Origin of the sequence: Asaia platycodi JCM 25414 (genome assembly GCF_000614545.1) — a bacterium.
GTDB lineage: Bacteria > Pseudomonadota > Alphaproteobacteria > Acetobacterales > Acetobacteraceae > Asaia > Asaia platycodi.
Genome location: NZ_BAKW01000002.1, coordinates 178,039 through 198,662, shown reverse-complemented (window position 1 = coordinate 198,662; position 20,624 = coordinate 178,039). Strand labels below are relative to the sequence as shown.

General features: G+C 58.9%; 25 protein-coding genes and 2 pseudogenes. 11 read left to right on the top strand and 16 right to left on the bottom strand.

The window, feature by feature from the left end:
• Positions 1–197 precede the first annotated feature (197 nt).
• Positions 198–1,328: a cell division protein ZapE gene (gene zapE / locus JCM25414_RS02995; protein ID WP_025840679.1), complete on the bottom strand. Its 1,131-nt coding sequence runs from the start codon at positions 1,326–1,328 to the stop codon at positions 198–200.
• Between the two features lie 261 nt (positions 1,329–1,589).
• On the opposite strand from zapE, the gene sdhC reads away from it, so the two are divergent.
• The 6 genes and pseudogenes from sdhC to JCM25414_RS02975 all read left to right on the top strand — a co-directional run bounded on the left by sdhC (position 1,590) and on the right by JCM25414_RS02975 (position 5,043).
• Complete coding sequence (sdhC, locus tag JCM25414_RS02990; protein WP_242403300.1) at positions 1,590–2,051, top strand: succinate dehydrogenase, cytochrome b556 subunit; 462 nt, start codon at positions 1,590–1,592, stop codon at positions 2,049–2,051.
• The gene (gene sdhD, locus JCM25414_RS02985) at positions 2,048–2,455 is read left to right on the top strand and encodes a succinate dehydrogenase, hydrophobic membrane anchor protein (RefSeq protein ID WP_025840677.1); all 408 of its coding nucleotides are present in this window, start codon (positions 2,048–2,050) and stop codon (positions 2,453–2,455) included. The genes sdhC and sdhD overlap by 4 nt, the downstream gene beginning before the upstream one ends.
• Positions 2,452–3,234 carry an FAD-binding protein gene (locus JCM25414_RS26940; RefSeq protein ID WP_408734861.1) on the top strand — a complete coding sequence of 261 codons (783 nt, stop codon included), beginning with the start codon at positions 2,452–2,454 and terminating at the stop codon, positions 3,232–3,234. The genes sdhD and JCM25414_RS26940 overlap by 4 nt, the downstream gene beginning before the upstream one ends.
• Positions 3,120–4,000 (top strand): annotated as a pseudogene (locus JCM25414_RS26935) (FAD-binding protein); the annotation flags it as partial. The gene JCM25414_RS26940 and the pseudogene JCM25414_RS26935, both read left to right, overlap by 115 nt.
• Positions 3,958–4,251 (top strand): hypothetical protein, encoded by a 294-nt coding sequence (locus JCM25414_RS26930; protein WP_277910962.1) that lies wholly within the window; start codon positions 3,958–3,960, stop codon positions 4,249–4,251. The pseudogene JCM25414_RS26935 and the gene JCM25414_RS26930, both read left to right, overlap by 43 nt.
• A 12-nt stretch (positions 4,252–4,263) precedes the next feature.
• Positions 4,264–5,043, top strand: a complete 780-nt coding sequence (locus JCM25414_RS02975; RefSeq protein ID WP_025840676.1) for a succinate dehydrogenase iron-sulfur subunit — start codon at positions 4,264–4,266, stop codon at positions 5,041–5,043.
• A gap of 93 nt (positions 5,044–5,136) precedes the next feature.
• Here JCM25414_RS02975 and JCM25414_RS25725 read toward each other — a convergent pair whose 3' ends face one another.
• The 6 genes from JCM25414_RS25725 to gmk all read right to left on the bottom strand — a co-directional run bounded on the left by JCM25414_RS25725 (position 5,137) and on the right by gmk (position 10,501).
• Positions 5,137–5,247: a hypothetical protein gene (locus JCM25414_RS25725; protein ID WP_277910961.1), complete on the bottom strand. Its 111-nt coding sequence runs from the start codon at positions 5,245–5,247 to the stop codon at positions 5,137–5,139.
• 20 nt (positions 5,248–5,267) lie between these two features.
• Positions 5,268–6,311 carry a porin gene (locus JCM25414_RS23280; RefSeq protein WP_051535649.1) on the bottom strand — a complete coding sequence of 348 codons (1,044 nt, stop codon included), beginning with the start codon at positions 6,309–6,311 and terminating at the stop codon, positions 5,268–5,270.
• A gap of 590 nt (positions 6,312–6,901) precedes the next feature.
• Positions 6,902–8,161, bottom strand: coding sequence for a tricarballylate/proton symporter TcuC (gene tcuC, locus JCM25414_RS02955; protein ID WP_051535661.1), 1,260 nt, complete (start codon positions 8,159–8,161; stop codon positions 6,902–6,904).
• A gap of 215 nt (positions 8,162–8,376) precedes the next feature.
• Positions 8,377–9,366, bottom strand: coding sequence for a tricarballylate/proton symporter TcuC (gene tcuC / locus JCM25414_RS16525; protein WP_242403299.1), 990 nt, complete (start codon positions 9,364–9,366; stop codon positions 8,377–8,379).
• A gap of 17 nt (positions 9,367–9,383) precedes the next feature.
• On the bottom strand, positions 9,384–9,683 hold the full coding sequence (locus JCM25414_RS24350) for a hypothetical protein (protein WP_242403298.1): 300 nt from the start codon (positions 9,681–9,683) through the stop codon (positions 9,384–9,386).
• A 188-nt stretch (positions 9,684–9,871) separates the two neighbouring features.
• Entirely contained in the window at positions 9,872–10,501 is a 630-nt protein-coding gene (gene gmk, locus JCM25414_RS02945; protein WP_025840674.1) for a guanylate kinase, read from the bottom strand.
• 217 nt (positions 10,502–10,718) lie between these two features.
• Here gmk and JCM25414_RS02940 point away from each other — a divergent pair, with 217 nt between their 5' ends.
• Both JCM25414_RS02940 and JCM25414_RS16520 read left to right on the top strand, forming a co-directional pair.
• On the top strand, positions 10,719–12,035 hold the full coding sequence (locus tag JCM25414_RS02940) for a DUF1800 domain-containing protein (RefSeq protein ID WP_025840673.1): 1,317 nt from the start codon (positions 10,719–10,721) through the stop codon (positions 12,033–12,035).
• Positions 12,036–12,038: 3 nt separating this feature from the next.
• A pseudogene (locus tag JCM25414_RS16520) lies at positions 12,039–13,252 on the top strand (DUF1501 domain-containing protein).
• A gap of 37 nt (positions 13,253–13,289) precedes the next feature.
• Here the strand turns inward: JCM25414_RS16520 and JCM25414_RS02930 are convergent.
• Positions 13,290–14,354: an SDR family oxidoreductase gene (locus JCM25414_RS02930; RefSeq protein ID WP_025840672.1), complete on the bottom strand. Its 1,065-nt coding sequence runs from the start codon at positions 14,352–14,354 to the stop codon at positions 13,290–13,292.
• 101 nt (positions 14,355–14,455) lie between these two features.
• Here JCM25414_RS02930 and JCM25414_RS16515 point away from each other — a divergent pair, with 101 nt between their 5' ends.
• On the top strand, positions 14,456–14,830 hold the full coding sequence (locus JCM25414_RS16515) for a winged helix-turn-helix transcriptional regulator (RefSeq protein ID WP_035442529.1): 375 nt from the start codon (positions 14,456–14,458) through the stop codon (positions 14,828–14,830).
• A 2-nt stretch (positions 14,831–14,832) separates the two neighbouring features.
• Here the strand turns inward: JCM25414_RS16515 and JCM25414_RS02920 are convergent, their stop codons facing one another.
• Together JCM25414_RS02920 and JCM25414_RS02915 are read right to left on the bottom strand one after the other, a co-directional pair.
• On the bottom strand, positions 14,833–15,816 hold the full coding sequence (locus JCM25414_RS02920; RefSeq protein ID WP_025840671.1) for an aldo/keto reductase: 984 nt from the start codon (positions 15,814–15,816) through the stop codon (positions 14,833–14,835).
• Between the two features lie 36 nt (positions 15,817–15,852).
• Positions 15,853–16,242: a (R)-mandelonitrile lyase gene (locus JCM25414_RS02915; protein WP_025840670.1), complete on the bottom strand. Its 390-nt coding sequence runs from the start codon at positions 16,240–16,242 to the stop codon at positions 15,853–15,855.
• Between the two features lie 126 nt (positions 16,243–16,368).
• Here JCM25414_RS02915 and JCM25414_RS26400 point away from each other — a divergent pair, with 126 nt between their 5' ends.
• Both JCM25414_RS26400 and JCM25414_RS16510 read left to right on the top strand, forming a co-directional pair.
• The gene (locus JCM25414_RS26400; protein ID WP_159101703.1) at positions 16,369–16,593 is read left to right on the top strand and encodes a LysR family transcriptional regulator; all 225 of its coding nucleotides are present in this window, start codon (positions 16,369–16,371) and stop codon (positions 16,591–16,593) included.
• A 59-nt stretch (positions 16,594–16,652) separates the two neighbouring features.
• On the top strand, positions 16,653–17,261 hold the full coding sequence (locus JCM25414_RS16510; protein WP_159101702.1) for a LysR substrate-binding domain-containing protein: 609 nt from the start codon (positions 16,653–16,655) through the stop codon (positions 17,259–17,261).
• A 19-nt stretch (positions 17,262–17,280) separates the two neighbouring features.
• Here the strand turns inward: JCM25414_RS16510 and JCM25414_RS16505 are convergent, their stop codons facing one another.
• From JCM25414_RS16505 to JCM25414_RS16495, 6 genes are all read right to left on the bottom strand, one after another.
• Positions 17,281–17,835 carry an SDR family oxidoreductase gene (locus JCM25414_RS16505; RefSeq protein WP_408734860.1) on the bottom strand — a complete coding sequence of 185 codons (555 nt, stop codon included), beginning with the start codon at positions 17,833–17,835 and terminating at the stop codon, positions 17,281–17,283.
• Complete coding sequence (locus JCM25414_RS26925; RefSeq protein WP_408734859.1) at positions 17,832–18,020, bottom strand: SDR family NAD(P)-dependent oxidoreductase; 189 nt, start codon at positions 18,018–18,020, stop codon at positions 17,832–17,834. The genes JCM25414_RS16505 and JCM25414_RS26925 overlap by 4 nt, the downstream gene beginning before the upstream one ends.
• 3 nt (positions 18,021–18,023) lie before the next feature.
• Entirely contained in the window at positions 18,024–18,353 is a 330-nt protein-coding gene (locus JCM25414_RS02900) for a carboxymuconolactone decarboxylase family protein (RefSeq protein ID WP_025840669.1), read from the bottom strand.
• Positions 18,354–18,541: 188 nt separating this feature from the next.
• The gene (locus JCM25414_RS21320; protein WP_051535648.1) at positions 18,542–18,910 is read right to left on the bottom strand and encodes a Gfo/Idh/MocA family oxidoreductase; all 369 of its coding nucleotides are present in this window, start codon (positions 18,908–18,910) and stop codon (positions 18,542–18,544) included.
• A gap of 26 nt (positions 18,911–18,936) precedes the next feature.
• A complete protein-coding gene (locus tag JCM25414_RS21315) occupies positions 18,937–19,542 on the bottom strand; it encodes a Gfo/Idh/MocA family oxidoreductase (protein ID WP_051535647.1) in 606 nt (201 codons plus the stop codon).
• A 114-nt stretch (positions 19,543–19,656) separates the two neighbouring features.
• Positions 19,657–20,583, bottom strand: a complete 927-nt coding sequence (locus JCM25414_RS16495) for a Gfo/Idh/MocA family protein (protein ID WP_199897581.1) — start codon at positions 20,581–20,583, stop codon at positions 19,657–19,659.
• Positions 20,584–20,624: the final 41 nt, after the last annotated feature.

Genomic DNA, 20,624 nt, shown 5'->3' with positions numbered 1-20,624 from the left:
CATTCAAACAGCATTGGTACTACGACGGAAACAGAGACGTGGCATCCATCTCATATGCCTAGGTATTCCGTGTCGGCGCTGATCGGTAATACGGTGCAGAACAGCATCCAGAAGCAGGTGCATAGCTGCCCTGCTTCTGGATTGATCATGTCAGAAAAATAGTTCTTGACGGAGCCAGTGGAAAAGAAGGGAACCGTCTATACTTCTTCCTGCCAGCCACTAGATCGCATTTCTTCGAGACGTGACGCCGTTCGTTCGAAAGCCTTGGCGTTCTCACCGCTCTGGTAAAGAGTCTCGGGCTGGGCCGCGGCAGTTGCGAAAAGAGTAGTATGATTTTCATACATGACGTCGATCAGATTGATGAAGCGTCGCGCTTTATCGAACTGGTCAGGAACGAGTTCGGGGATGCCATCAATAAAAATCGTGTCGAACCGGCCGAGTAAGGCCAGATAATCCGCAGGCCCGAGCGCCGCACCACAGAGATCCTCAAAACCGAACCATGCAATCGTCTTCCAGCAGGATGGTACGGCAATACGGCGTGACCCTATGGACACGAAATCCGGTCCGGCGCTGGCCTGCGTCAACGCCTCGAACCTCTGCCGCAAATGGGCAGTATTTTCTTCCGAGAGCGGCGCGAGCCAGATCTGACCGTCAAGCTCACGCCCACGCCGATAATCTCGAGCTGACTGAAGCGGAAGCACCTCCATATGCGCAGAAAAAGCTTCCAGATACGGTCGCATGGTTGAACGGTTCTGTACCTGGTTTTTCATCAGATCAGAGGGCGCCGTGTTCGAAGTCGCCACGACAACCGTACCGAATTCCATCACCATATCGAGCAGACGCAGGATCAGAACCGCATCGGACATGTCATTGATCTGGAATTCATCGAAGCAGAGCAGATCATTCTGCTCATGCACTTTCAGTGCCAACTCACGCACCGGGTCTTCGCGACGTTCACCGCGGCTCTGACCTTTATGCAGCGCGCGCAAGACTTCCTGCATGAAAACATGAAAATGGATGCGGCGCTTTTTCGATACCGCTACTTCACGACAGAACAAATCCATGAGCATGGTCTTGCCCCGCCCGACTTCGCCGACGAGATACACCCCCCTGATCGGCGCGGGACGGCGCTTCGCCAGGCGCGAGAAAAAACCATCCCTGCTTTCATGGCGCGCTTGCAGAGTCTGCGCCAGTCGATCCAGCGCCGCGGCCGCATGACCCTGCGCTGAATCGGCCTCGATCTGCCCAAGGTCGATCAGACGTCGATAGGCCTTCAGCACGCAGCTCTCCCGACCGTGGGTCGCCTGCGCAGGATTCAGTTCTGGCATCGGTCTCTCTCTGCTGTCGCTCAATCGCGGTTTCTGATCACGCTACTGGCTCGATCGTAACACGCGACCGAACGTAACGCGCCCCTGTAGCAGGGTCACGCCTTGGTGAGACGATACAGATGCGAAAGCCTCGGAATTGCATGATATATAAGACAAAAACAGTGCCGATTCTCACATCAATATGCACATGACGAACCATGGGAATGAGACTATGTGGGTAAGGTATCGCATAGCCCGCAGACAGAATTCCGAGGTATCGCCATGGCTTCCGACGGACGCGAAGCGTTCTATCACGGCACCGACACGCAGGGGCGGGCCATACGGCGTCCCATGTCGCCCCATCTGGATGTCTATCGTTTTCGCCTCTCAATGGCGCTTTCGATCGGCAATCGCATGGCGGGCGTCGCGTCGTCGCTCGGTGCAGGTCTGGCCGTTGCCTGGCTGGCAGCTCTCGCCCAGGGGCCGCGTGCCTTTTCCCGTGCGCAGCGTGTCGCGACCCACCCGCTGGGGCGGCTCGTCTTTCTCGGCTGGGGCGTGGCCACCACTTATCATTTCGTTGCCAGCATCCGCCATCTGATCTGGGATAGCGGCGCCCGTTTCGAAAAGAAGGAAATCGATGAGGATGGCCGACGCTCGGTCTTCCTTACCGCCGGGCTTTGGGTCTCGCTGGCCACCGCCTTTGTCGCCCTCTCACGCTTTCGTAGCAAGGGAACACGCGCATGAACCGCCTTTCAGACATGCGCACACCTCTTGCGCGCGCCAAGGGGCTGGGCGGCCTGGCCGATGGTGCCGAACACTGGACAGCCGAGCGTGTCTCCGCTGCCCTTCTCGGCCCGCTCACGATCTGGGGGGTCGCCCAGCTTCTGCGTCTCGCCGGGCGTGACCGCGAGTCCATTCTGACCTGGGCAGGTCGGGTGCAAAACGCTGCCCCTCTGGGCCTGCTGATCGCCCTGACCGGTCGTCACGCCCAGCTCGGGCTCGAAGTCGTGGCTTCCGATTATTCGCGCGGCTGGCGCCGTTTCGGCCTGCGGCTGATCATTCGCCTCAGCACGCTTCTTTTCGTGGCGCTCGGCTGTGCCTCGCTCGCCCGTATTCTGATTACCCGCCCGAAGGAGGGCCACTCATGAGCGCGGAATCCGCCAAGAAATACCGCATCGTCGATCACGCCTATGATGTCGTGGTGGTCGGTGCCGGGGGCTCGGGTCTGCGCGCCACGCTGGGCATGGGTGCCGGAGGCCTGCGCACCGCCTGCGTCACCAAGGTTTTCCCGACACGCAGCCATACGGTGGCGGCACAGGGGGGCATCGGTGCCTCTCTGGGCAACATGTCCGAGGATAACTGGCGCTGGCACATGTACGACACCGTCAAGGGGTCGGACTGGCTGGGCGATCAGGACGCGATCGAGTTCATGTGCCGCGAGGCCGAAAGCGCCGTGATGGAGCTTGAGCATTTCGGCGTGCCCTTCTCGCGCACCGAAGACGGCAAGATCTATCAGCGTCCCTTCGGCGGCCATATGAGCGAATATGGTAAAGCCCCGGTCGCCCGCGCCTGTGCGGCAGCCGATCGCACGGGTCATGCCATTCTGCATACGCTCTATCAGCAATGCCTGAAACATCGCGTCGATTTTTTTGTCGAATATTACGTGCTCGACCTGATCATGGACGAGCATGGGGCCTGTCGCGGTATTGTGGCCTGGTGCTCGATGACGGGTCGATCCATCGCTTCAACGCCAAGATGGTTGTTCTGGCAACAGGTGGCTATGGCCGTGCCTTCCAGAGCTGCACCTCTGCTCATTCCTGCACGGGCGATGGTGGCGGTCTGGCCATGCGCGCCGGTGTGCCAACTCAGGATATGGAATTCGTGCAGTTCCATCCTACCGGCATTTTCCCCGCAGGCTGTCTGCTGACAGAGGCTGTCGTGGTGAAGGCGGCTATCTGACCAATGCCGAAGGCGAACGCTTCATGGAGCGCTATGCCCCGACGGCGAAGGATCTGGCCTCGCGTGACGTGGTCTCGCGCGCCATGACCATCGAAATCAATGAAGGCCGTGGCTGTGGTCCGAAAAAGGACCATATCATGCTGCATCTGGAGCATCTCGGCCCCGAACTGCTGCATCAACGTCTGCCCGGCATTTCCGAAACCGCGCGTATTTTCGCCGGGGTGGATGTCACAAAAGAGCCTGCTCCGGTGCTGCCGACCGTGCATTACAATATGGGTGGCGTCCCGACCAATCTGCATGGCGAGGTTCTGCGCCCGACAGATGAGAACCCGGAAGCTGTCGTACCGGGATTGATGGCTGTTGGTGAAGCGGCCTGCGTGTCTGTGCATGGCGCCAATCGACTGGGCACCAACTCGCTGCTCGATCTGATCGTGTTCGGTCGTGCCGCCGGCAAACGCGCTGCCGAAATCATCGACCCGACAACGCCTATACCGCCTCTGCCGAAAAATGCCAGTGAGGCCATTCTCGACGCTTTCGACAAGACACGCGAAGCTTCGGGGAAGTTCACGGTTGCCGAACTGCGCGAACGCCTGCAACGCATCATGCAGAGCCACGCTGCCGTGTTCCGTAATACGAAATCGCTCGCCGAGGCTGCGCCAAGATACGTGAACTCTGGAAAGACGCGCAGCATATGGGCCTGGCCGATCGCTCGCTCATCTGGAACAGCGATCTGATGGAAGCGCTCGAATTTGCCAATCTTCTGGCCAACGCGACCGTAACGATTGAAAGCGCCCATGCGCGTCACGAGACGCGTGGCGCCCATGCGCATGACGATTATCCCGAGCGCGATGACGAGCACTGGATGAAACATACCGTCTCCTATCTCGATAAGGACGGTGCGGTGAGCCTGCTCTACCGGCCGGTGCGGATGCAGACCCTGACAAACGACGTCGAGGTCTTTCCGCCCAAAAAACGTGTTTACTGAGGGAGCCTCACCATGGTTGAACTCCGCCTGCCCAAAAACAGCACGACCCGCCCCGGCAAGTTCTATCCGGCTCCTGCCGGTGCCAGGAACAAGGCGACTTTTCAGGTCTATCGCTGGTCGCCCGACGATGACTCGAACCCGAGCCTCGACAGCTATGAGCTCGATCTCGACAAGGTCGGGCCGATGGTGCTCGACGCGCTGCTGTACATCAAGGATCATATCGACGCGTCGCTGACCTTTCGCCGCTCCTGCCGCGAAGGGATCTGCGGCTCATGCGCCATGAATATCGATGGCGAAAACACACTAGCCTGCCTTAAGCCCATCAGCTCGATCAAGGGCACGGTCAAGATCAATCCGCTGCCGCATATGCCGGTGGTGAAAGATCTGGTACCCAATCTGAACGGCGCCTATGCCCAGCTTGAATCAATCCAGCCCTGGCTGAAAAGCGATACCCCGCCGCCGCCGGATACCGAGCGTCTGCAAAGTGTCGAAGAGCGCGAGAAGCTCGATGGCATGTGGGAGTGCATTCTGTGCTTCTGCTGCAGCACGTCCTGCCCGTCTTATTGGTGGAATGGCGACCGCTATCTCGGCCCTGCAACACTGCTGGCAGCCAATCGCTGGATCATGGATAGCCGCGACGACCACAAGAGCGAGCGTCTCGAAGCCTTGGATGATTCCATGAAGCTCTATGGCTGCCGCACCATCATGAACTGTACCCAGACCTGCCCCAAGGGTCTGAACCCGGCCAAGGCCATCGCCAACATCAAAAAACTGCAGGTCGAACGGGAATAACGCAAGGGCATTCAGGATACAGTCATCCTGAATGCCGTCATGTCGAGTGCCGGGCGTTGCGCGCATTCTCTAGCTGAAACGTGCGCAGCGAAATCAAAAGGTAATCCCGGCGCGCATGCCTACAATATTACCGCCTGTCGGGCCGATATACGGCCCCTTCTGATTATCAACATGAGCGTGTGTGTAGTTGAGCATCAGGCGCATATAGTCCAGCAGATACCAGTTTACCCCTGCTGTCGCTGACCACCCACGCGTTCCGCCCTGCATTTTCCAGCCGTCGAGCAATCCCCACGCACGGCCAGTTCCCATGCCCCCGGCCCACCGCGCGTCACAGGATCGAGTACCCTTGGTGAGGCCCACTGCCCGGTCAGAGCATAGTAATTCGGTGTCTCTCCTGTAAGAAAAATACCTGTCTGGAGACTTGCTGCCTGAACTGTTCCACGATGAGTTCCGAAATCCGTGGTCCCATATGTCCGGCGAAAGGCGATGTCACGCACACCGTATTCTCCGAGCACCCAGGCTGTCTTCCAGATCCCAAAAGCTTCGAGGCCACCAGCGAGAGAACTAGCGATCGGAAGTGTATTGATACGCGCCGCAAATGCATCATTTGTTCGGGCCAGCATCCTGATCTTCTGGGAGAACGTCGCGCCCGGCTTGACGTCTTCGTAAAATCCCCAGGCTCCCAGATGAATCAGCGCATCCTTGCTGCGCCATGGTATCCAGTGCGAACGGAATGCGTAAGTCAGGTCATCACGCAGATTATTGGAGATATTCGATGCGTTGACATCGTTACCTGTGATCTGGGTCGAAACATGCCAGCCATCACCATAGATCTTGAACGTACCGCCCAGACCATACCACCCTTTGACGGGCAAAATGGCCGTCGCCACCAGATCCCGGTCGAGAAATACCGTTTCTGCCGAGCCTGTTGAGCCATCAAAGCCACGGTCATTGAATTTATTGCCTAGAGTATATTCGACCATATGGCGGGCCATACGGTCACTCCAGGTCGCATAGGCACTCACAACCGACACTTCGTTGTTGGAATAATCTCCTTCGAACACCCAGGAGAGCTGGCGCGCACGCCCCTCTACCCCAAGACGCACGGCGCGCAGACTGGTGCGGGAAACGTTCTGGTCGTGAAACCGCGACCCGAATGCTGCGCCGTAATCAGTGAGGATTCGTCCTCTTATCCGGAAAGCATATTGCTTATCCGGCGTCATGAACTCCGGCAGGCCCTTGCCCCATTTAAGAACGAGCCCACCCATATGAGTTGTTCGCCCTGCATAGGGAATCGACGAGTCAACGCCCAAGGCCGGTGAGGAATTGAGCGGAATGGAGGAAACCGCGCCCCAGCTGCCTGGTGAGGCCGCCGTCTCAGGAGAACGCGAACTGCTCCCGTTGCTCGCCCCACTGCTCCCGGGAGGCGTATCTGACAGAGGGATCGTTGCAAAACCTGCCGCCTCCGCCTGACTGGATGCTGAAGCTAGGCGCACAGGGGCTGGAGGCGCATTGCTGGGAGTCGACCCAGTATGAACTTGCCTTTGACGGAGGTCGCCGTTTGGGGGGGCATACGTCTGCGGAGGGACACTTCGACTAACTGCGGCAACAGAAACCGTTTTAGCTCCCGATTTATACCCTTTTTTCCCCTCAAGAGCAGAAAGACGCGCCTGCAACTCCTTGATTTGCTGTGCCTGTGCCTTGACCAGTGTTGCAAGCGTCTCGAAATTTACATCCGTCTTTTTAATTGCGGCATGCGCCTGTGACGTCAGGAATGTCGAGAAAAAGAGCAGGGCAAAAGAGAACCCTCCTCTAAGCAGCCGACCCGCATGCTCTTCCTCTCCACCGATTGTTGATTTCATGTCGATTTAACCCGCTGCGCGTAGGGTCGTGCGATCAAGGCCGCGAGTAATCCGCAGAGTGCAGCCAAAGATAGCCATGCACCGGGTATGGCACGATCACCCGTTACATGAATCAGCCATGTGCATATGGTGGGTGTGAACCCGCCAATGCAGGTTGCAAGACTGTAAGCGAACGAGAAACCGGTCGTCCGTATCCGCGGCGGAACGATTTCGGTCAACCAGACCACAGCAGCGCCATTATAAGCGCTATAGATAACAGCGAGAGCCAATTCCACGACAAGCAGACGGCTGAAACTGGGAGCTGAAACCAGCCAGTTCATCATCGGCCAGGCCGAGACCAGAGCAAGAAGGGTCGAGCCGATAAGCAATCTCCGGCGTCCGATTTTATCCGACAAGGCACCGAACAAAGGCAGAAGAACAAGATTGGTCAGACCGACGCATAAGGTGACGGTCAGACTGTCACGACTGGCGAGATGCAGGACGCGCGTACCGAAAGAGGGCGTATAGGCTGTGATGACGTAAAACGAGGTTGTCGTCATCAGGACAGTCAGAATACCTGTGCCCACAATCCGCCACTCGGCACACAAGGTGCGGATAACCTCGCTGAAATGCGGTGGCGCGTGGGTCGTGCGAAAACTGTCGGTTTCCTGCAGGTTACGTCTGAGAAAAAACAATACAGGCACGATCAGGCAGCCCAGAATAAGGGGAATGCGCCATCCCCATGCCGACATTTTCTGGGTATCGAGTGTGCTCGTGAGCACCACGCCAAGCAAAGCAGCACCTGCAACAGCGACCTGTTGGGAAGCCGACTGAAAGGCAACGATGAAACCCTTGGTCTTCTCTGTTGCAATCTCGGCGAGATAGACAGAAGTCGAACCAAGCTCCACCCCAGCCGAAAAACCCTGAAGCAGGCGACCACACAGAACAAGAAGCGGCGCAAGCAGACCGATCCGACTATAATCCGGGGTCAGAGCAAGAGTCGCCGTACCGATAGACATGAGAGCCAGCGTCAGGATCAAGCCTTTGCGACGTCCGATACGATCGACATACGCTCCAAGAATAAGCGCTCCGAGCGGCCTCATGAGAAAACCTGCGCCGAACGTTGCAAAAGACAAAAGCAACTCGGCCTGGGGATCTTTGGACGGAAAAAATGCAGCGCCTATGGCAGCGGCGTAGTAGCCGAATACCATAAAGTCATACATCTCAAGCATATTGCCACTGGCAACCTGTCCAATAGCCTTTATGCGTTCACGCATGGTGGCAGGTGCAGAGGTAGTCAGCTCAGTCGTTTTGGGATCAGCAATATCTTCGATTGCCGTACCTATACTTATCATGTTGCCGCCCCTTGCTCTTCGCAGGCTGGTAGGCAGACATGTTCTGCACGTTCCCGAGGCGGATGACACCAATAAAGAAACAAGAAGAATTCATTTAAACGTGAACTTTCGATAATGTTCACGTCATTTACTGTTCATTATTCCTTCTGATAAGGGCGCGAAACGCAGGCAGCAACCAGTCCGCAACAGGCTGCAACGATGAGCCAGAGAGCGGGCATGGCGCGATCTTGCGTCTGGTTGATGAGCCACGTGCATATGGCGGGACTGAACCCGCCAATACAGGTGGCGAAACTATACGCCAAAGAGAATCCGGTTGTACGAATGCGCGGTGGCACGATCTCGGTCAACCAGACAATCGCAGCACCATTATATGCGCTGTAGAGCACAGCGAGTACGAGCTCGACCGTCAGCAACCTGCCGAAATCCGGCGACGCAACGAGCCAGCGCATAAGAGGCCACGCCAGACATATAACGAGAGATGTTGCCCCGATCAGAAGCTTCTTGCGACCGATCCTGTCCGAAACAAGACCAAATACCGGGACGAGAATACAATTGGTAAGTCCGGCACAAAGTGTGACCAGCAAAGCATCTTGACGACTCAGATGCAGAATACGTGAGCCGAAGGCCGGGCAATAAGCGGTGATCACATAGAACGAAACTGTGCTCATCACGCCTGTCAAAATCCCGATGCCACCGACATACCAGTTTGCGATCAGCGCTCTCACGACCTCACGCAGATCCGGATGATTTGTCTGGGACTCGAAGGCTTCTGTTTCCTGCAGATTGCGACGCAAGAAAACCAGAACAGGCACAATCAGACACCCGATGAAGAGCGGTATGCGCCAGCCCCATGCAGACATGACTGCACCGCCGAGCCATGAGGTCAGACCAAACCCGATAGCTGCTGCAGCAACAACGGCAAGCTGTATGGACGCGGACTGAAAAGCCACTATGAGACCGCGATTCTGCTTCGTCGCGATTTCGGCCAGGTACACGGAACTCGACCCGACTTCCACACCTGCCGAGAACCCCTGGATCAACCGTCCCAACAGGACGAGGATCGGCGCCATCATACCGATCGTCTCGTATCCCGGCGTCAATGCCAGCGTCATGGTCCCTATAGCCATGAGCGTGAGTGTGAGAATCAGCCCTTGCGTCGTCCAATGCGATCGACATAAGCCCCGAGAACCAGGGCCCCAAGGGGACGCATCAAAAATCCAGCCCCGAATGTCGCAAAAGACGACATCAGCTCGGCCTGCGCGTTACCCGAGGGAAAGAACGCCTTGCCGATATCACCAGCGTAATAGCCGAAGACCATGAAATCGTACATTTCGAGCATGTTGCCGCTCGCAACCTGCCCTACAGCCTTAAACAAGCCTGGTCGAGGCACGGCCTCCGGCTGAACGGAGGAAAGCGCGGCGGTTTCCTGATCGGCGCCAGTCATCGTGATATCATGCTCCTTGCACTACACTCAGGCGAAGCGGTCCCCATCCGCGTTGCGGACACAGGCGCAGCCCCGAACATGAACTATTTTCAATATTATTGGTGTTGTCAGATCATCTTTTAGGCACTGGCCGCAACCGACCGGTCTCTTCCCGACCGGCAATGTCCTACGCGTCCGCTATCGAGGTCTCAATGTGCCTCGTATTCCTTCATCAGCGCGGCCAGACCGTGCTGGCGTCTGGTGCGCAGACGGGCAGCAACGAGAATAGACTGCGCCTCGCGCACGGCACGATCGAGTTCTTCATTGATGATCACGTGATCGAACTCGCTCCAATGCGAGATTTCCGCCAGTGCCGCCCCCATGCGCTTGTCGATCTCTGCCGCATCATCCGAGGCGCGCGAGCGTAGACGGCGATCGAGCTCCTTCATCGAAGGCGGCAGAACGAACAGGCTCACCACGTCATCCGGAAGCGCATCGCGCAGCAGGCGATGGCCTTGCCAGTCAATATCGAACACCATGTCACGCCCGCTGGCCAGCGCCGCCTCGACAGGCGCACGCGGTGTGCCATAGCCACGCCCGAAAACTTCGGCCCATTCGAGCAGTTCGCCATTTTCCGCCATAGCGCGGAATTCCTCCAGCGAGCGGAAATAATAATGCACGCCTTCCTTCTCACCCGGGCGCGGAGCGCGGGTAGTGACCGACACGGAATGCACAAGGCTGGAATCCCCGGCGCGCAGGGCGTTGGCAATGGTGGATTTACCCGCACCGGATGGCGCGGAAATCACGAGACAGACGCCACGTCTTGCTACGGTCGTCATGTCATTCCTCCATCATCGTTTCCGGGTGCCGTGCTGAGCCATAGCGGCTCAGGCACGTTTTGAAAACAGGTCGGGCAAGCACTCAGGCCAACAGGCCGGCGCAAGGCTGCATCGCGCCGTTACATCATCGCTGTCTTTTCGCCACAAAACACGCCGTAAATCGAGACATCGTTTGACATAATCAATTCTCAAGCGAAGACGCCCTCGCGGAGGCCTCATGCAGAGCATTCAGGTCGAGAACCGTTTCGGCTGGGGCGCGCGCTTTGGCGAGACACGCACCACACCATGGCGGGAGTGGCTGGCAGAGCAACTCGGCCCTGACGATCCAACCCTTTTCGTCGGGGTGGGCGACTGCGCCGATGGGCTGATTGCCCTGCGCACGCAGCGCGAGGGCAAGCTGCGCGGCAACCCTCTGGTCAAGCCCATCCTTCAGGCAGAACTCGCGACCCAGAGCGCAGCGCTTCTCTCAACGCAGCAGCCTTTCCGTGATCGACTGGCCTGGTTCTGGTGCAACCATTTCACGGTCAGCCAGAAGCAGGACCGCGTGAAGGGCGTTGCAGGCGCCTATATGCGCGAGGCCATCAGGCCCCATGTCACGGGGCGTTTCGTCGATATGCTCATGGCCGTCATGCGCCACCCCGCCATGCTTCTCTATCTGGACAATACCGGCTCGGTCGGACCGGACAGCCCTGCCGGACTACGCCAGCATCGCGGGTTGAATGAAAATCTGGCCCGTGAATGTCTCGAACTGCATACGCTCTCACCCGCTGCGGGATACAGCCAAAGCGATGTCACCTCTTTCGCCGCGATCCTGACAGGGTGGAGCGTGGATATGAAGGCCGCGCGCCCCGGCTTCCATTTCACACAACGCGCCCATCAGCCCGGCGAAAAAACGCTCCTTGTGCAGCGTTTTCCCGAAGGAGAAGAAGGCGGCGTGGCAGCGCTGACATTTCTGGGCACCCATCCGGCCACCTATCGTCATATCGCCACGCAGATGGTGAGGCATTTCCTGACGGATACCCCCTCACCCGCCCAGGTGGTTCCTGTTTTCGACGCACTGAGCCGAACGCAGGGCAATCTGCGCGCCGCTTCTCTGGCCCTGATCGATCTTCCCGGCGCTGCCTCACCCGGCGCCACCAAGGGCAAGCTGCGCTCGCCCATGGAATTTGTAGTGGCAACCCTGCGCGCGTCTGGCGCAATGCCCACAGATATTCCGCCAGACGCGCCGCATAGCCCCGCTCGCCTTTTGATCAATGGATGCGCGGCGCTGGGCCAGCCTTTGTGGACCGCCCCCATGCCCAATGGCTGGAGCGATTGCGCAGCAGAATGGTCAGCCCCGGCCGATCTGCTTGCCCGCACCGACTGGGCGTATCGCTATGCCGCCACGCTGCGCGACCGCGACCCTATGACGATCGCTCATGCCGCGCTCGGTGCCTCGCTGCGCTCCGAAACCCAACTGGCCATGCACCACGCAGGCAGCCGTCAGGACGCCCTGACCCTTCTGTTTTCCTCCCCCGAATTTCAGAGGCGCTAAGTCATGATGCTCTCCCGTCGCTCAGCTCTGCTCGGGCTCACATCAAGCTGGTCGCTCGGTCGGGCGTCCCTCGCCCTTGCTGCCCCCTCATCCGGCGCGCAAGACCCGCGTCTGGTTGTGATTCTTCTGCGCGGCGCGCTGGATGGTATGGCCGCCGTTACCCCCTATGGCGATTCCGGGCTTGTGGCGCTGCGCTGCGACCTGCTCCTGCCCGAACCGGGTCATGAAGGCGGGCTGCTCGATCTCGGTGGATTTTTCGGGCTGCATCCTGCGCTTGCCGGGCTGCATGAACTCTATAGGCAAGGCAGATGCTGCCCGTTCATGCCGTGGCAGCGCCCTATCGCACACGCTCTCATTTCGACGCTCAGGATTATCTCGAAAGCGGTGCCGATCACCGTCTGGATAGCGGCTGGCTCAACCGGGCGGTCGCGGCCCTGCCCGGTCAGAATGCCACAGGCAAAAAGACGCGCCCCGACGGCTTCGCGCTCGCTCTTGGCCTCGACGTGCCGCTGCTCCTGCGCGGTCCTGCGCCTATCGGCAGCTACGCCCCGGCTGGCAGCCAGCACCCGACGTCGGATCTGTATCGCGCCATTGCCCAGCTCAATGCCCATGATCCGCAGATCGGCCCCGGATTGCGCAACGGCCTGAAAGCGCGGGGCTACTCCGACGAAATCACCCCGACTAAACCGTCTGGTCCCGACCGCAAAATCGATGGCTTCATCAGACTGGCTTCGGCGGCGGGGCTCATGCTGGCGCGCGCCGACGGCCCTCGTGTCGCGGCACTCGAAATCGGCGGATGGGACAGTCATGCCGGGCAGATGGGTGCATTGAAAGCCCCGCTCGCCCGGCTCGATCAGGGAATAGACGCCTTGCGCACCAGCCTTGGCTCAGCCTGGTCGCAAAGCGTGATTCTGGCCATGACGGAATTCGGTCGTACCGCGCGCATGAATGGCACGGGCGGGACCGATCATGGCACGGGCGCCGTTGCCTTTCTGGTGGGAGGCGCGGTGAAAGGCGGGCGCATTGCGGGCACATGGCCAGGGCTACGCCCCGGCCAGCTCTTTGAAAACCGCGATCTGGCCCCCACAACGGATCTGCGCAGCGTCATTGCCGGGGTGCTCTGCGCGCATCTTTCCATGCCGCGCAGCGCCCTGGCACGTGTCTTTCCCGGCGCACCTCTCACGCCCTTGTCAGGCATCGTGTCGGAACGGGCCTGAAGCCCAATCCGGAGACGTGTTCGGGTGGTCGCATGCTTCAGGGGATATAACGCTGGGCACGCAGCAGGGTGAAAAGATCGAAGAACGAGCTGCGTGTGGATTGATAACCCGTGAAGCCCAGTTCCCGGCTTTTGCTCATATCCGTCACGCATTCGACGGGTCGGCCCAGATCGGCATCCGTGTGCCAGGGCGAGGCCAGACGGGTGAATTCGGGCTCGACAAGCCCGTGTTTGGCCACCAGCGCTGCCCAGTCGCCCTCTTTACCCTTTAGCATCGTTTCGAGAGACGTCGCATGACCCGGATAGGGCGCCGCCTCAAGACCGAACCAGGCTGCGATTTCAGGCCAGAGGCCGCTCCAGCGAAACACATCGCCATTGACCACATTAAAGGCCTCATTTCGCCCCGCCGGGCTTGTTGCCGCCCAGTGAATCTGTCGGGCCAACTGGCGCGCATCGGTCACGTCTGTCAAACTGGACCATTGCACTGGTGAACCGGGAAAAACAAAAGGCAGACCGGTCGCGCGATAAAGCGAGGCGTAGACCGCGAGCGTCGTGCCCATATTCATCAGATTGCCGACAGCATGGCCGATCACGGTATGCGGGCGATGCACACTCCATGCAAAACCGTGCTTTTCAGCGGCTTCGAAAAGCACGTCTTCCTGAGCGTAATAGAAATTCTCGACATCGAGACGCGGCATGGTCTCGCGAAAGGGCGTAACCGGGGGCGCGCCTTTAGCGTAGGCCTCGAACGGGCCGAGATAGTGCTTGAGCCCCGTTACGAGGCTGGCATGGGTGAGACGCTCCGGGTGAGGCAGTGCCTCGAACACGTTGCGCAGCATCGCACTATTGGCAAGGCAGTTTTCGCGCTCGGTCTCACGACGCGTCCATGTCGTGAAAAAGACATGGCTAGGCGCCAGACCGGCCAGAGCGTCACGCAAGGCGTCGGGGTCGAGCGTGTCCGCCTTGATGGGCAACACGCCAGAGGGGAGCGCCTCGATGCGCCGCGCCAGACCGTAAACTGTCCAGCCTTCAGCAACCAGGCGATTGGCAAGATTCTGGCCGACCATGCCGGTCGCGCCGATGATAAGAGCCTTGTGAGTCATGAACCCTCCCGGGAAGTGTTTTTCTTCTTCCCGAAGCTGGGCGCCCTGGATACAAAACGCAATCCGGCACTTTTTTGTGCCCTGGGTACCCAAAGGGAACCATGACCGAAATCAGCCCTGACCCGCTCAGACCCTACCGCAAGGGTCCTTTTGCCGAAGATTGTGCCCCACGCCGCCTGCTCAAACTGTTTTCCGGCAAATGGGTAACGATGGTGCTGCACGCGCTGCATCTGATGGGCGGCGCAGCACGTCCCGGTAGCCTGCAACGCAATTTACCAGGTATTTCCAAGAAAATGATGACCCAGACCCTGCGCGAATTGCAGGATATGGGAATCATCGAACGCATTGTTCTTCAGACCATGCCGCCAGCGGTAGAATACCGGCTGACGCCGCTCGGACAACGCTTCATAGAGCCGCTTGAATTGCTCTATTGCTGGGGTGAGGAGAACAAGGCTCTCCTCGATCAGCTAGGCTAAGTTCAACGCCCGGTTCTGTCGCGCAGATGGGCCGGGTAGCGTTCGCCCACAACGTCGATACGCTCCAGAGCCGCCTCGATTCGCGCCAGCGCGTCGGGAGACAGATCCAGCGTTGCCGCTCCGAGATTTTCCTTCAAACGGGCAAGTTTGGTCGTGCCTGGTATCGGGGCGATCCAGGGCTTGCGCGCCAAGAGCCAGGCCAGGGCAATCTGGGCCGGGGTGACATCCATCTCGACGGCAAGCGCCTTCAGGGCCTCGACCAGCGCCTGATTGGCCGAGACGGCTTCGGCAGCAAAGCGCGGAACGCTACTGCGGAAATCATCCTTGCCGAAAACAGTTTCAGACGTGATTGCGCCGGTCAGGAAGCCCTTGCCGAGCGGGCTGAACGGTACGAAACCGATCCCGAGCTCTTCAAGAAGCGGCAGGATTTCCTTTTCCGGCTCGCGCCACCAGAGAGAATATTCGCTTTGAAGCGCTGTAACAGGCTGCACTGCATGGGCTTTGCGAATGGACGCAGCACCGGCCTCGGACAAGCCGAAATGGCGCACCTTGCCTTCCCAGATCAGTTCCTTGACCGCACCGGCGACATCTTCCATCGGTACGTCTGGATCAACGCGATGCTGATAGAATAAATCGATCGTATCGGTGCGCAAGCGCTTGAGTGCCTCTTCCGCCACCTGTCGAATGCGCGCAGGATGACTGTCCATTCCCTGCGCGACCTCACCGTTTCTGAAGCCGAATTTCGTGGCAATCACCACATCCTTGCGGAAAGGAGCCAGGGCTTCGCCCAGCAGGTCCTCGTTCTCGAACGGGCCATAAGCCTCTGCCGTATCGAAAAACGTGACGCCCTGCTCATAGGCGCTGCGCAACAGGGCGATGGCTTCGCCACGCTCGGTCGCAGGCCCATAACCATAGCTCAGCCCCATGCAGCCAAGGCCAAGCGCCGAAACCTCAAGTCCGCCCTGTCCCAGAAGACGCTTCTTCATTTTCGCACTCCCTCTCTGATCATCAAAAAACCGGCCTCAACGGCGATACTGCGCGTCGCTGACCTTCTCCATCCACTCGGTGGATTTGCCGTCCTGCGTTTCGGTAATGGCGATATGGGTCATGGCGCAGCTCGCAGAAGCGCCGTGCCAGTGCTTTTCACCCGGCTCGAACCAGACCATGTCACCCGCCTGAACCTGCTCCACCGCACCGCCATCGCGCTGTACCCAGCCCAGACCCGAAGTGATGAGAATGGTCTGGCCCAGAGGGTGACTATGCCAGGCCGTGCGGGCGCCTGGCTCGAATGTCACCGTCGCGCAGGCGAGAGCCCCGCTGCCGGCAAAAGGGGAATCGACACGCACCGTGCCGGTAAACCAGTCTGACGGCCCTTTGGCCGAGGGGGCAAAACCGGGATGTCTGATATCCATGAGAAACACTCCAAGCGAAAAACGGGCGCGTCTGACGGCGCTCTTTCGACCCGGATCACAAGACCACAGACATCTCCATGCGATTAGATGCTATAATCCGCACAAACCTATATCGGGACTTCATGAATGCAACGCGACGAGCTGGTCGATCTCAATGCCTTTCTGGCGGTGGCAGAGGAGCAGAGCTTTACCCGTGCCGCCGCCCGGCTCGGCACGTCCCAATCCGCTCTGAGCCACACTGTCAGGAGGCTCGAAACCCGGCTGGGCGTGCGCTTGCTCACACGCACGACACGGCGCGTTTCCGCAACCGAGGCGGGCGAGCGCCTGTTGCAGACCCTGGCGCCAGCCTGAACAGCATCGCCGAAGAAATTGCCTCTCTCAGCGAATTATCTGAAAGACCGTCAGGCACGGTGCGGATCACGACCTCGGAGCACGCAGCCTCCAGCCTGCTCTGGCCGAAACTCAAGACCCTTCTGCCGGATCATCCTGATATTCACGTCGAACTGTCACTCGATTCCGGCCTGACCGATATCGTTGCCGATCGCTTCGATGCAGGTGTGAGGCTGGAGGAAACGATCGCCCGAGACATGATCGCCGTGCCCATCGGGCCACCCCTGCGTATGGCCGTCGTGGGATCGCCTGACTATTTCGCCAATAATCCAAGACCGCTGCGCCCGCAGGATCTGGCGCAGCATCGCTGCATCAACCTGCGCATGCGCAGCTCTGGCGGCGTCTATGCGTGGGAGCTGGAAAAAGGCAGACGCGCTTTGCGCGTGCGTGTCGAGGGGCAATTGACGTTCAACAACGCCTCGATGGTCCGTCAGGCGGCGCTCGACGGTTTCGGGCTGGCCTGCGTCATGGAAGACCAGATGAACGAGCATGTGCAGGCCGGTCGGCTGATCCGTGTGCTGGAAGACTGGTGCCCGCCTTTCCCCGGTTATCATCTTTATTACCCGAGCCGTCGCAACGCCTCCGCCGCCTTTCGGCTCGTGGTCGAGGCGCTGCGTTATCGCGGCTGAATTTTCCGGCTGGGCTGACTCAGTATTCCTGCGCCGTCGGGCGGAACAGGATTTCGTTGATATCCACCGCCTCAGGCTGGCTCATGGCGAAAAGCACCGTATCGGCAAAGGATTCAGGCGGAATGGCCACCTGTTCGTAGAACGCTTTCATGCGCTGGGCCGTCTCTGCATCGGTGACGCTGCCGGTCAGTTCAGTTGCCACCGCACCGGGGGAGATGATGGTGGTGCGGATATTATAGGCTTTCACTTCCTGACGCAGCCCCTCCGACAACACCCGCACGGCGGTTTTCGTGGCCGAATAAACCGCACCGCCTGGCCCGACCTTGTGCCCGGCCACAGACGCCACATTGATGATATGACCGCTTTTCTGACGCTGCATCTGCGGCAGCACAGCGGCAATACCGTAAAGTGTGCCCTTGAGATTGATGTCGATCATCGCATCCCAAGCGGCGATATCGCGTTTTTCGAGCGGCGATGACGGCATGAGCCCGGCGTTATTGATCAGCACATCGACACGGCCATAAAGGCTGATGGCCTGATCAACCAGCGCCTGAACCTCATCGGCCTTGCTCACATCGGTCTTGACGATTGCCTTGCGATCAAGGCCCAGGCATCCGCCAGAGCCTCAAGACGGTCCATGCGGCGCGCACCGATCACGATTTTGGCGCCCTCTGCGACCAGACGTCGTGCCACAGCCTCACCGAGACCGCTGCTCGCCCCGGTAATGACAACGATTTTTCCGGCAATGTTCTGGGTCATGGTTCAGGACTCCTTGTCATCTGCAAAAACCTGCCTCGCAATGGCGAGCGCAGAAGAGGCTGTGGGCCAGCCGGAATAAAAGGCCAGATGGGTGATGATTTCGATGATCTCCTCGCGTGTGACCCCGGTATCCAGCGCCTTGCGCAGGTGGAAACCGAGTTCGTTGCCACGATAGAGCGCAATCAGACAGGTGATTGTCACCATACACCGCTCCCGCGGGGTCAAACCGGGCCGCGCCCAGACCTCGTCGAACAAAATCTGGTCGGTATAACGCGCCAGATCCGGTGCCATGTCACCGAAAGCCTTCTGGGCAGTATGGGTTTTCTCCGCCATGTTTCGACCCTCCTCATCCGTTTTCCACGGTTGGCGAGAGCGTAGAGTGGCACCTCAAGGGTTATTAGAGCATGAATTCGGCATAGGCTTATGCATGAGGTTCATGAAACACCCGTAAAAATACCATCCACCATGCAGTTCGCTTGAAGATTTAAAACGAAAGTCAGCGATGAGACCGGGCGATAACGCTACGCGACAGCCGACACAGCAACCGGACCGCCCGCTTGCAACGACAGAGCGGCCGCTTCGGCCAGCCTCTGGGCTTCGACACCCTCCCGCATTGTGGCGAGCGGCTTGCTGCCCTGTTGGATAAGGGCGCGAAAAGCATTCATCTCGGCACGATAGGCTTCGGCAAATCGGGTGATGAAGTCGCCCATAGGCGGCGCGGATGTAAATCCCTGTGCATCGGCGCTGACCACATTCGTTACGGGCTGATTGGCGACATAGAAAACCCGTTTTTCACAGACCGCTTCGAGCCTCTGATCATAACCGAAAGCCGCATGCCGGGCATTGATCATCTGCACCAGACGACCACTTTCCGAGCGCAGCGTGATCATCGCGGTATCGATATCACCCGCCTCCCCTATCGCCGGTCGATCAGACAGGCACCCGTAGCGTAGACGGACACGATCTCCTCTCCCAGAAGATAGCGCGTCATGTCGAAATCATGAATGGCCTGATCGCGAAACAACCCGCCAGATGATTTGATATAGCTGGCAGGTGGGGGAGATGGGTCGCGCGTATGCATGACAATATGCTGCACGCGCCCCGAGCGGCCGGAGGCGATTTCTTCTTTCACGCGCAGAAAATCGGGGTCATAGCGGCGCTGAAACCCGAGCATGACGGGATTGCCTGCTGCGTCGATTTCGCGGGCCACATCAATCACCTTCTTGAAATCGAGGCTGACGGGTTTTTCGCAAAAAACCGGTTTGCCCGTGCGTGCGGCCTGACGCAACAGCGACTCATGAGTGTCTGTCGGGCTCGCAATCAGATAGGCGTCGATATCGGGATCGGCAAAAATGGCCTTTGCGTCACTCAATCGCGCCTGACTGCGCGCCAGCAGGTCTTCACGCGCTGAAGACGCGATCGGGTCTGCGACAGCCACCAGTTTCATATCCTGCATGGTCATCAGATTGCGTGCGTGGACCTGACCGATACGGCCAGCGCCGAACAAGGCAAGTGTCGTCATTCTGCCAGTCTCCCGAAACCGTTTTTCATCAAATTACGCGCCCGGCCTCGCGGGCGCGATCCATCGTCTCAAGAGTCAGCAGCGACGCTGAAAGCGGTCTGATGGGCGATTGCTTCAGCCCCTGACCGAGACACCAGGCCATATGCTCGACCTGATAATGCAACCCGTCATAGGCCGAACGCGGTTCATCGAAAACGCACTGCGTCGAGAGGTCATTGGCCTGCACGATGAAAGGGCCGGGCGTATAGAATTTGCCCGCATGGTGATCATCCCTTTTCTTCCGGCAATGACGGCATGACAGGGCGTATGCGAGAGAAGGGTCGTATGCAGAACGGCCTGCGCGCCACTGCGGTAGTGCAACAGCATGCCTGTCTGGCCGTCCACTCCGCTCTCTGCGGGCGTCGTCTGGGCCAGAACATGATCGGGGCGCCCCAGAATGCCCGTTGCCAGCCCGACCACATAAGTGCCCAGATCGAGCATCGGGCCGCCGCCCAGATCGGCGCGCATGATGCGATGGTCCGGCAGAAAAAACTCTCCATGATCGGCCAGAACACTTGTTACGTCGCCGACAAGGCCATCCTGCAGCACCTTGCGCAGCACGGAAAATTTGGGAAGGAAATCCGTCCAGAACGCTTCCATCAAAAACACATCGCGTCGTTTGGCCAGCGCGATGAGCGAATCCAGTTCATGCGCCGCAACGCATATCGGCTTTTCGACCAGTACGGGTTTGCCTGCCTCCAGTGCGCGCCTGGCCATGTCGAAATGGAAAGGATGAGGCGTCGCGATATAGAGCGCATCGATCTCGGGATGATCGCACATATCCCCGTCAAAGGCGTGGGGAATGGAAAAACGACGCGCAAATTCCGCCGCACGCGCGCCATCGCGTGACTCGATCCCGATGATTTTCTGAGTGGTGAATTTCTGGACCGATGCGACGAAACGCTCGGCTATCCAACCCGGACCGATCACCCCCCATCTGAGCGACGGAATGCTGGCCGGATCGAGACGATCGGGTTCAGGCAAAGTGGAAGGAAAAGACATGTTTCTTGCTCCCTGTCAGGGTATGGGGATGTCGCAAATCC

Bases quoted from the DNA above. Each gene is read 5' to 3' on its own strand.
- sdhD (WP_025840677.1), top strand. From the start codon at position 2,048: ATGAACCGCCTTTCAGACATGCGCACACCTCTTGCGCGCGCCAAGGGG.
- JCM25414_RS16515 (WP_035442529.1), top strand. From the start codon at position 14,456: ATGACCGAAATCAGCCCTGACCCGCTCAGACCCTACCGCAAGGGTCCT.
- zapE (WP_025840679.1), bottom strand. From the start codon at position 1,328: ATGCCAGAACTGAATCCTGCGCAGGCGACCCACGGTCGGGAGAGCTGC.
- JCM25414_RS25725 (WP_277910961.1), bottom strand. From the start codon at position 5,247: ATGCGCCTGATGCTCAACTACACACACGCTCATGTTGATAATCAGAAG.
- JCM25414_RS02930 (WP_025840672.1), bottom strand. From the start codon at position 14,354: ATGACTCACAAGGCTCTTATCATCGGCGCGACCGGCATGGTCGGCCAG.
- JCM25414_RS24350 (WP_242403298.1), bottom strand. From the start codon at position 9,683: ATGACTGGCGCCGATCAGGAAACCGCCGCGCTTTCCTCCGTTCAGCCG.
- JCM25414_RS16495 (WP_199897581.1), bottom strand. From the start codon at position 20,583: ATGTCTTTTCCTTCCACTTTGCCTGAACCCGATCGTCTCGATCCGGCC.
- tcuC (WP_242403299.1), bottom strand. From the start codon at position 9,366: ATGGCTATAGGGACCATGACGCTGGCATTGACGCCGGGATACGAGACG.
- JCM25414_RS02920 (WP_025840671.1), bottom strand. From the start codon at position 15,816: ATGAAGAAGCGTCTTCTGGGACAGGGCGGACTTGAGGTTTCGGCGCTT.
- JCM25414_RS21320 (WP_051535648.1), bottom strand. From the start codon at position 18,910: ATGATCACGCTGCGCTCGGAAAGTGGTCGTCTGGTGCAGATGATCAAT.
- JCM25414_RS02940 (WP_025840673.1), top strand. From the start codon at position 10,719: ATGCAGAGCATTCAGGTCGAGAACCGTTTCGGCTGGGGCGCGCGCTTT.
- JCM25414_RS23280 (WP_051535649.1), bottom strand. From the start codon at position 6,311: ATGGGTGGGCTCGTTCTTAAATGGGGCAAGGGCCTGCCGGAGTTCATG.
- JCM25414_RS02975 (WP_025840676.1), top strand. From the start codon at position 4,264: ATGGTTGAACTCCGCCTGCCCAAAAACAGCACGACCCGCCCCGGCAAG.
- JCM25414_RS21315 (WP_051535647.1), bottom strand. From the start codon at position 19,542: ATGACGACACTTGCCTTGTTCGGCGCTGGCCGTATCGGTCAGGTCCAC.
- gmk (WP_025840674.1), bottom strand. From the start codon at position 10,501: ATGACGACCGTAGCAAGACGTGGCGTCTGTCTCGTGATTTCCGCGCCA.
- JCM25414_RS02915 (WP_025840670.1), bottom strand. From the start codon at position 16,242: ATGGATATCAGACATCCCGGTTTTGCCCCCTCGGCCAAAGGGCCGTCA.
- JCM25414_RS26940 (WP_408734861.1), top strand. From the start codon at position 2,452: ATGAGCGCGGAATCCGCCAAGAAATACCGCATCGTCGATCACGCCTAT.
- JCM25414_RS26400 (WP_159101703.1), top strand. From the start codon at position 16,369: ATGCAACGCGACGAGCTGGTCGATCTCAATGCCTTTCTGGCGGTGGCA.
- JCM25414_RS26925 (WP_408734859.1), bottom strand. From the start codon at position 18,020: ATGACCCAGAACATTGCCGGAAAAATCGTTGTCATTACCGGGGCGAGC.
- sdhC (WP_242403300.1), top strand. From the start codon at position 1,590: ATGGCTTCCGACGGACGCGAAGCGTTCTATCACGGCACCGACACGCAG.
- tcuC (WP_051535661.1), bottom strand. From the start codon at position 8,161: ATGCGTGAACGCATAAAGGCTATTGGACAGGTTGCCAGTGGCAATATG.
- JCM25414_RS26930 (WP_277910962.1), top strand. From the start codon at position 3,958: ATGGGCCTGGCCGATCGCTCGCTCATCTGGAACAGCGATCTGATGGAA.
- JCM25414_RS02900 (WP_025840669.1), bottom strand. From the start codon at position 18,353: ATGGCGGAGAAAACCCATACTGCCCAGAAGGCTTTCGGTGACATGGCA.